We start from the raw sequence: 7,198 nt of genomic DNA on the forward strand, positions 1-7,198 counted from the left end.
GCGGCTCAGGCGCGCCGGCGCCCCGGCGGGCGATCGTCCGCACCGCTTTCGTCCGCGAGCCGTCCCGCGTAATCGCGCGCGAACTGCACCGCGATGCGGCCCGAACGCGCGCCGCGTTCGAGCGCCCACTGCAGCGCGGGCTCGCGGGCCGCGCGAATCTGCGCGTCATCGAAACCGGCCGCGCCGAGCCGGCTCTCGACGACGGCCAGGTACTCGTCCTGCGTGAAGCCGTAGAACGTGACCCAGATCCCGAAGCGCTCGGACAGCGAAATCCGCTCCTCGATCGCGTCGCCCGGGTGCAGCTCGCCGTTCTCCGCACGCGTCACGTTCGCGTTGTCGCTCGCCTGCTCGGGCATCAGGTGGCGGCGATTCGACGTCGCGTACACGAGCACGTTCGACAGGTCGCTCGCCACCGAGCCGTCGAGCACCGTCTTGAGCCCCTTGTAGCCGGTCTCGCCGGCCTCGAACGACAGGTCGTCGCAAAACACGAGGTAGCGCTCGGGCCGCGCGCGCACCAGCTCGACGATCGCCGGCAGATCGTTCAGCCCTTCCTTGCTGACCTCGATCAACCGCAGGCCGTGCGCCGCGAACGCATGCAGGCACGCCTTCACGATCGACGATTTACCGGTACCGCGCGCGCCGGTCAGCAACACGTGATTGGCCGCGAACCCGTGCACGAACTGGCGCGTGTTCCGCTCGACGATCGCCGCCTGCCGGCCGACGTTGCGCAGCGCGTCGAACCCGACGAGCGCGGGCGTGGCGATCGGTTCGAGCGGCGCCGTTCGATGGCCGCCGCCGACACCGCACCAGCGAAACGCAATGGCCGCATCGAAATCGATCGCGGCCGGCTGGCGGATGCCCGCCAACGCCTCGAGCGCGGTCGCGATCCGTTCGAGCTGGCGCGCGAGCGCCGGCGCGGCGCCAGGTGCGCATTCGTCCGGCAGCATGGCCATCAGATCCTGGAGGTCCGCATGCGCGCTCATTGGCGGGCTCCTTGCGATGCACCGGCTTGAAACGGAAACCGCTGCGCGAGCGCGACGCCGAGCAGCGCGACGCCGCCGCCGATCAGGTGATACAGCCGCAGCGATTCGCCGAGCAGCACGATCGCGCCGCCGGCCGTCATCACGGGCAGCAGGTTCATGAACATCGCGCAGCGGCTCGGGCCGAGCAGCCGCACGCCCTGCATCCACAGATACGGGAGCACCACCGACGCCAGCACGCCGGCATACAGGATCAGCGGCACGCTCGCGCGCGTCGGCCATGCGGCCTGCGCGGGCAGCCGCAGCAGCATCGGCACCATGAACACGAGTGCGGCCAGCGCCTGCACGTAAGTCGACTGCCACGCGGGCAGCGCGCCGATGCGCCAGCGCTTGAGCAGCACGCCGTACAGCGCGTACGCGGCCGACGCGGCCAGCATCAGCAGGTCGCCCAGCTGCACGCCGTGCGCGGCGATCGCCGTCGGGTGCCCTTCGGCGATCAGGTAGACGACGCCCGCGAGCGACAGCACACCGCCGCCGATCATGCCGGCGCCCGGCGGATCGCCGAGCAGCAGCGAGCTCAGCAGCATCGTCATCAGCGGCACGAGCGCGGTGATGATCGCCATGTTGGTCGCGCTGGTCGTTTTCGCGGCCTCGTAGGACAGGCTCTGGAACAGCGCCATCGCGAGAAAGCCGAGCACCGCGAGCTTCGGCAGGTGCGCGACGAGCACCGCGCGATTGCGCCACGCGGGGCGCAGCGTGAAGACGCTCATCAGCGCGACGGCGAGCAGCAACCGGTAGAACGTGATGGCCGACGGGTCGATCGTCGACGCGGACAGCTTCGAGACGACGACGTTGCCGGCCCACAGCGCGATCGCGCAGAAGGGGAGCAGAAAAGGAGACTTGTTCATCGCGTTGGACGGATTAATATCGTGACAGGGAGGCTGGCGTGAATCGGAACGCCATCGTGCCCGCCCGCCCACTGCCTGTCTCACGCCAAAATGTCACGACTTGTCGCCAATCGGACACGCGAGTCCACCCCGCCGTTTGCGCACCTGCGCTACGAATCGACGCCGATGCCCGTGTCGGCGATGGCGGCCACCTACGTGCACGGCACGTCGATCGCGCCGCACCGCCATCGGCGCGCGCAACTGCTCTATGCGATCGAGGGCGTGATGCACGTCGAATCCGAAGGTGCATCGTGGGTCGTGCCGCCGACACGCGGCGTATGGCTCGAAGCCGGGCTCGACCATACGGTGCAGATGAGCGGCGACGTGCAGATGCGCACGGTGTTCGTCGAGCCGGGCGCGGTCGAGCACCTGCCCGCGCGCAGTTGCGTCGTCGAAGTGCATCCGCTGCTGCGCGAGCTGATTCTCGCCGCAGTCGACGTGCCGCTCGATTACGCGCCGGGCTCGCGCCACGATCACCTGATGCACCTGCTGCTTGCGGAAGTGACCGTCGCGCCGCTGCTGCCGCTGTACCTGCCGTGGCCGCACGACGCGCGCCTGCGGACGATCTGCGACACGCTGGTCGCCACGCCCGACGACCTGCGCACGATCGCCGAGTGGGCCGACCTGCTCGGCCTGTCGGTCCGCACGCTGCATCGCGCGTTCCGGCGCGAGACGGGGCTCAGCTTCCGCCGCTGGCGCGAGCAGGCGCGGCTGCTGCTCGCACTCAAGCGTCTCGCGCACGGCGAAAAAGTGCTGACCGTCGCGATGGATCACGGCTACAGCAGCCAGAGCGCGTTCTCCGCGATGTTCAAGCGGCACTTCGGGATGTCGCCGTCGGCGTTTTACGCGTAACGGCGGCGCTGCCGCTAGCGCGCCGCGAGTGCCGCGATGAAGCATGCGCATGCGGCCGCCGATGCCACCGTGCGCACGTGATTCCACCTCGTCCAGTCGTGCAGGTAGCGCGTCCACAGCGCCGCGCCTTGCGCCGTGGCCGGATCGGCCGCGGCGAGCGCATCGTTGAGCGGCACGTTGACGGCCAGCGTCACCGCGAACATGCCGAACACGTACAGCACGCCGCCGGCGAGCGCCGCCATCGCGCCCGGCGAGTCGCGATCGAACAGCGCGATCACGACGAGCGCGAGCGCCATCAGCGTCGTGACGAGAAACAGCGGCATGAACGGCGAACGCACGATGTCGACGTTGATCGCGTTCATCGCGGCCGCGCCGGCCGGCGGCGCGAGCCGTCCGAGCGACGTCATCACGAACGTCGAGAACGCGAAGTACACGCCGGCCATCAGCCCGCAGCCGATGGCGGAACCCCACAGCAACGCTGACGTCACGAACGCGATCATGGTCAGGCGCTCCATACGCCGGTCGCGGCGACCGCGCGCGCATAGTCGGCGAAATCGCGCGCCGGGCGCCCGAGCGTGGCGTCGACGCCGTGCGTCACCGCGCTGTTGCGCCCGTCGAGCACCCCGTCGAACAGGTCGTCGAGCAACGCGACGACCGGCTCCGGCACGCCGACCTCGCGCAGCCCCGCGACGAACGCATCGTGCGGAATCTCGCGGTAGGCGATCGGCCGCCCGGCGGCCCGCGCGATTTCGTCGACCGCTTCCGCGAACGTCAGTGCGCGCGGGCCGGTGACCTCGATCACGCGGCTCGCGAAGCGCGCATCGGTGAGCGCGGCCACGGCAACGTCCGCGATGTCGTCCGCATCGACGAACGGCTCGCGCACCGCGCCGGCCGGCAGCGCGACTTCGCCGGCCAGCACGCCGTCGAGCAGATAGCCTTCGGAGAAGTTCTGGTTGAACCAGCTTGCCCGCACGACACCCCAGCCCACGCCCGACGCCTGCAACGCAGCCTCGGCGGCCTGTGCGCGCGGCTCGCCGCGCCCGGACAGCAGCACCACGCGCTCGACGCCGCGGTCCCGCGCGAGCCGCGCGAATCGGGCGATCGCGTCCACCGCGCCTTCGACGGCCAGATCGGGCTGGTAGGTCACATAGGCGGCCGACACCCCATCGAGCGCGGCCGGCCACGTTTCGGGCGCCGTCCAGTCGAAGCGGACGGCCGACGTGCGCGATACCGGCCGTGTCGCATGGCCGCGCGCACGCAGCCGGGCATCGACGCGGGCGCCCGTCTTGCCCGAACCGCCGACGATGAGGAGAGGAAGTGCCGACATGTGCGTCTCCTTTTGGAAAAACACGAGAATCTCTCGCGTTTCAAAAACACGATAGACTCTCGCATTAGCAACGTCAAGCTTTTCGGGAGGCGGCATGGGCCGACAAAAATCGGGGCAGAGCGACGAGCCCGACGCGGCGGCAGCGGACGCGCCGGCGCGCGCGCGGCTGGTACCGACGCAGCAGCGCAGCCGCGAGCGGTTCGAGCGCATCCTCGCGTGCGCGTCGGAAGTGATGATCGAGAAAGGCTGCGACGCGTTCCGGATGAGCGACATCGTCGAACGCACGGGCATCTCGTTCGGTTCGCTGTACCAGTACTTTCCGGACAAGGCCGCGGTGATCGGCACGCTCGCGGAGCGCTACAACGCCGTCGGCCACGACTGCGTGCGGCGCGACCTCGCGGGAATGAAGACGATCGACGATCTGCACGCCACGCTCGCGCGCATCACGGACAGCTACTACCGGATGTTCGTCGACGAGCCGCTGATGCGCGACATCTGGCGCGCGACGCAGGCCGATCGCGCGCTGCAGGCACTGGATCGCGCGGACGGCGAATTCCTGGCCGGACTGTTCGCGGATGCGCTGGCGGAAGTCGCGCCCGACACGACGCGCGCACAGCGCAGCGCATTCGCGGAACTGATGATGATCCAGATCGCGGCGGCCGTACGCCATGCGATCACGCTGCCGCCGAAGGCGGCGCGGCACATGCTGGCGATGTTCAAGCGCGCGCTGCCGCGCGACCTGTCAGTGCTCGACGCGTAATCGCGCCGCGCGCGCCGCACCATGCACGCGGCCGCCCGAAGGCTCCGCGCGAAGTGGCATGACGCGCCGCTTACTTGCTGTAGTCGTACACGCCGCGCCCGGTCTTGCGCCCGAGCCGCCCGGCCGACACCATCTCGCGCAGCAGCGGGCACGCGCGATACTTCGGATCGCCGAAGTCCTTCGCGAACACGTCCATCACCGCGAGACACACGTCGAGGCCCACGAGGTCGGCCAGCGCGAGCGGCCCGATCGGGTGGTTCGCGCCGAGCTTCATCCCCGCGTCGATCTCCTCGGCCGACGCGATGCCCTCGGCCAGCACGAAGAACGCTTCGTTGATCATCGGCACCAGGATCCGGTTCACGACGAAGCCCGGCGAATTGCGCACGCCGATCGGCGACTTGTCGAAACGCTCGGTCAGCGCGCGCACGGCTGACGCGGTCGCATCGCTCGTCTGCAGCCCGCGGATGATCTCGACGAGCGGCATCAGCGGCACCGGGTTGAAGAAGTGCATGCCGAGAAAACGCGACGGATCGGCGAGCGGCGCCGCGAGTGCGGTGATCGAGATCGACGACGTGTTGGTCGCGATGATCGCGTCCGGACGCGCGACGGCCTCGATCTGCTTCAGGATGCGGCCCTTCAGCTCGACGTTCTCGGTCGCGGCTTCGATCACGATGTCGACCGCGGCGAGTTTCGCGTAGTCGGTCGACGTCGTGATGCGCGCGAGCGCCGCATCGCGTGCGGCCGCGTCGAGCTTGTCCTTCGACACGAGCCGCTCGAGGCTGCCCTTCAGCGTCGCGAGGCCCTTGTCGAGCGCGGCGTCGCTGACGTCGATCATCACGACGTTCAGTCCTGCAACGGCGGCGGTTTGCGCAATGCCGTTACCCATGGTTCCGGCGCCCACGACGCCGACGGTTTCGATGGCCATGACGATTCCTGTGTATTCGGAGGCTGAGCGGTCGATTATCAGATGTTCTCGAAGATCGCCGCAATCCCCTGGCCGCCGCCGATGCACATCGTCACGAGCGCGTAACGCCCGCCGATGCGCTTCAGCTCGTACAGCGCCTTCACCGTGATCAGCGCGCCGGTCGCACCGATCGGGTGACCGAGCGAGATGCCCGAGCCGTTCGGGTTGACCTTGGCCGGATCGAGGCCGAGCGCCTGCGTGACCGCACAGGCCTGCGCGGCGAACGCCTCGTTCGCTTCGATCACGTCGAGATCGCTGATCTTCAGGCCCGCGCGTTCGAGCGCCTTCTGCGTGGCCGGCACCGGGCCGATGCCCATGTACGCCGGATCGACGCCCGCGTGCGCATACGCGACGAGGCGGGCGAGCGGCTTCACGCCCTGCGCGCGCGCGGCGTCCGCGCTCATCATCAGCACGGCGGCCGCGGCATCGTTGATGCCCGACGCGTTGCCGGCCGTCACGGTGCCGTTCTCCTTCGCGAACACCGGCTTGAGCTTCGTGAAATCGTCCGCGCTCGCGTCGTGACGCACGTGCTCGTCGGTGTCGAACGCGACTTCGCCCTTCTTGGTGCGGATCGAGATCGGCAGGATCTGGTCCTTGAAGCGCCCTTCCGCGATCGCGCGCGCCGCGCGACGATGCGATTCGAGCGCCAGCGCGTCCTGCGCTTCACGCGAGATGTCGTATTTCTTCGCGACGTTCTCGGCCGTCACGCCCATGTGGATCGTCTGGAACGGGTCGTGCAGCGCGCCGAGCATCATGTCGACGAGCTTGCCGTCGCCCATGCGCTGGCCGAAGCGCGCGGCCGGCACGGTGTACGGCGCGCGGCTCATGCTCTCCGAGCCGCCGCCGATCGCGACGTCGGCATCGCCGAGCATGATCGTCTGCGCGGCCGACACGATCGCCTGCAGGCCCGAGCCGCACAGGCGGTTCACGGTCAACGCCGGCGTGTGCTGCGCGACGCCGCCGTTGATCGCCGCGACGCGCGCGAGATACATGTCCTTCGGCTCGGTGTTCACGACGTGGCCGAACACGACGTGCCCGACCGCATCGCCCGGCACGTTCGCGCGCGACAGCACTTCGGCGACCACCTTCGCGCCGAGGTCGGTCGGCGAGAAATCCTTCAGGCTGCCGCCGAAATCACCGATCGCGGTACGGACACCGCTCACCACCACGACTTCCTTCGCTGCATTGCTCATCGTCTCACTCCGGTTCGTTCGCGCCCGCGGGGCGCGGGGATGCGTTGCGTTACATGTTCGGGTAATTCGGCCCGCCGCCGCCTTCCGGCGTGACCCACACGATGTTCTGCGTCGGGTCCTTGATGTCGCAGGTCTTGCAGTGCACGCAATTCTGCGCGTTGATCACGAGGCGCTC

General features: G+C 69.2%; 9 protein-coding genes. 2 read left to right on the forward strand and 7 right to left on the reverse strand.

Annotated elements, in window-relative coordinates:
- Positions 1 to 5: 5 nt before the first annotated feature.
- Both H0X90_RS34135 and H0X90_RS34140 read right to left on the reverse strand, forming a co-directional pair.
- Positions 6 to 983: an ATP-binding protein gene (locus tag H0X90_RS34135; protein WP_077190036.1), complete on the reverse strand. Its 978-nt coding sequence runs from the start codon at positions 981 to 983 to the stop codon at positions 6 to 8.
- A complete protein-coding gene (locus H0X90_RS34140; protein ID WP_034203729.1) occupies positions 980 to 1,888 on the reverse strand; it encodes a DMT family transporter in 909 nt (302 codons plus the stop codon). Before H0X90_RS34140 ends, H0X90_RS34135 begins: the two co-directional genes overlap by 4 nt.
- A 90-nt stretch (positions 1,889 to 1,978) precedes the next feature.
- Between H0X90_RS34140 and H0X90_RS34145 the strand changes: the two genes are divergently transcribed.
- Positions 1,979 to 2,779 carry a helix-turn-helix transcriptional regulator gene (locus tag H0X90_RS34145; protein WP_006489734.1) on the forward strand — a complete coding sequence of 267 codons (801 nt, stop codon included), beginning with the start codon at positions 1,979 to 1,981 and terminating at the stop codon, positions 2,777 to 2,779.
- A 14-nt stretch (positions 2,780 to 2,793) separates the two neighbouring features.
- Here the strand turns inward: H0X90_RS34145 and H0X90_RS34150 are convergent, their stop codons facing one another.
- Positions 2,794 to 3,279 (reverse strand): DUF1772 domain-containing protein, encoded by a 486-nt coding sequence (locus H0X90_RS34150; protein ID WP_062886084.1) that lies wholly within the window; start codon positions 3,277 to 3,279, stop codon positions 2,794 to 2,796.
- Between the two features lie 2 nt (positions 3,280 to 3,281).
- Positions 3,282 to 4,106, reverse strand: coding sequence for an NmrA family transcriptional regulator (locus H0X90_RS34155; protein WP_077190037.1), 825 nt, complete (start codon positions 4,104 to 4,106; stop codon positions 3,282 to 3,284).
- 94 nt (positions 4,107 to 4,200) lie between these two features.
- On the opposite strand from H0X90_RS34155, the gene H0X90_RS34160 reads away from it, so the two are divergent.
- Complete coding sequence (locus tag H0X90_RS34160) at positions 4,201 to 4,866, forward strand: TetR/AcrR family transcriptional regulator (RefSeq protein ID WP_006489724.1); 666 nt, start codon at positions 4,201 to 4,203, stop codon at positions 4,864 to 4,866.
- A gap of 70 nt (positions 4,867 to 4,936) precedes the next feature.
- Here H0X90_RS34160 and H0X90_RS34165 read toward each other — a convergent pair whose 3' ends face one another.
- The 3 genes from H0X90_RS34165 to H0X90_RS34175 form a co-directional block, all read right to left on the reverse strand.
- Positions 4,937 to 5,791 (reverse strand): 3-hydroxybutyryl-CoA dehydrogenase, encoded by an 855-nt coding sequence (locus tag H0X90_RS34165; RefSeq protein WP_077190038.1) that lies wholly within the window; start codon positions 5,789 to 5,791, stop codon positions 4,937 to 4,939.
- Between the two features lie 38 nt (positions 5,792 to 5,829).
- On the reverse strand, positions 5,830 to 7,023 hold the full coding sequence (bktB, locus tag H0X90_RS34170; RefSeq protein WP_034203733.1) for a beta-ketothiolase BktB: 1,194 nt from the start codon (positions 7,021 to 7,023) through the stop codon (positions 5,830 to 5,832).
- A gap of 49 nt (positions 7,024 to 7,072) precedes the next feature.
- Positions 7,073 to 7,198: 4Fe-4S dicluster domain-containing protein (locus H0X90_RS34175; RefSeq protein WP_141718689.1), on the reverse strand; the 126-nt coding region annotated here is incomplete at its 5' end.

The sequence above is a fragment of the Burkholderia sp. 9775_39 genome (assembly GCF_015712225.1).
In the GTDB taxonomy this organism is placed as follows: Bacteria; Pseudomonadota; Gammaproteobacteria; order Burkholderiales; family Burkholderiaceae; genus Burkholderia; species Burkholderia cenocepacia.

Excerpts from the sequence above, each read along its gene's own strand:
- H0X90_RS34135 (WP_077190036.1), bottom strand. The coding sequence starts at position 983 with ATGAGCGCGCATGCGGACCTCCAGGATCTGATGGCCATGCTGCCGGAC.
- H0X90_RS34140 (WP_034203729.1), bottom strand. The coding sequence starts at position 1,888 with ATGAACAAGTCTCCTTTTCTGCTCCCCTTCTGCGCGATCGCGCTGTGG.
- H0X90_RS34145 (WP_006489734.1), top strand. The coding sequence starts at position 1,979 with ATGTCACGACTTGTCGCCAATCGGACACGCGAGTCCACCCCGCCGTTT.
- H0X90_RS34150 (WP_062886084.1), bottom strand. The coding sequence starts at position 3,279 with ATGATCGCGTTCGTGACGTCAGCGTTGCTGTGGGGTTCCGCCATCGGC.
- H0X90_RS34155 (WP_077190037.1), bottom strand. The coding sequence starts at position 4,106 with ATGTCGGCACTTCCTCTCCTCATCGTCGGCGGTTCGGGCAAGACGGGC.
- H0X90_RS34160 (WP_006489724.1), top strand. The coding sequence starts at position 4,201 with ATGGGCCGACAAAAATCGGGGCAGAGCGACGAGCCCGACGCGGCGGCA.
- H0X90_RS34165 (WP_077190038.1), bottom strand. The coding sequence starts at position 5,791 with ATGGCCATCGAAACCGTCGGCGTCGTGGGCGCCGGAACCATGGGTAAC.
- bktB (WP_034203733.1), bottom strand. The coding sequence starts at position 7,023 with ATGAGCAATGCAGCGAAGGAAGTCGTGGTGGTGAGCGGTGTCCGTACC.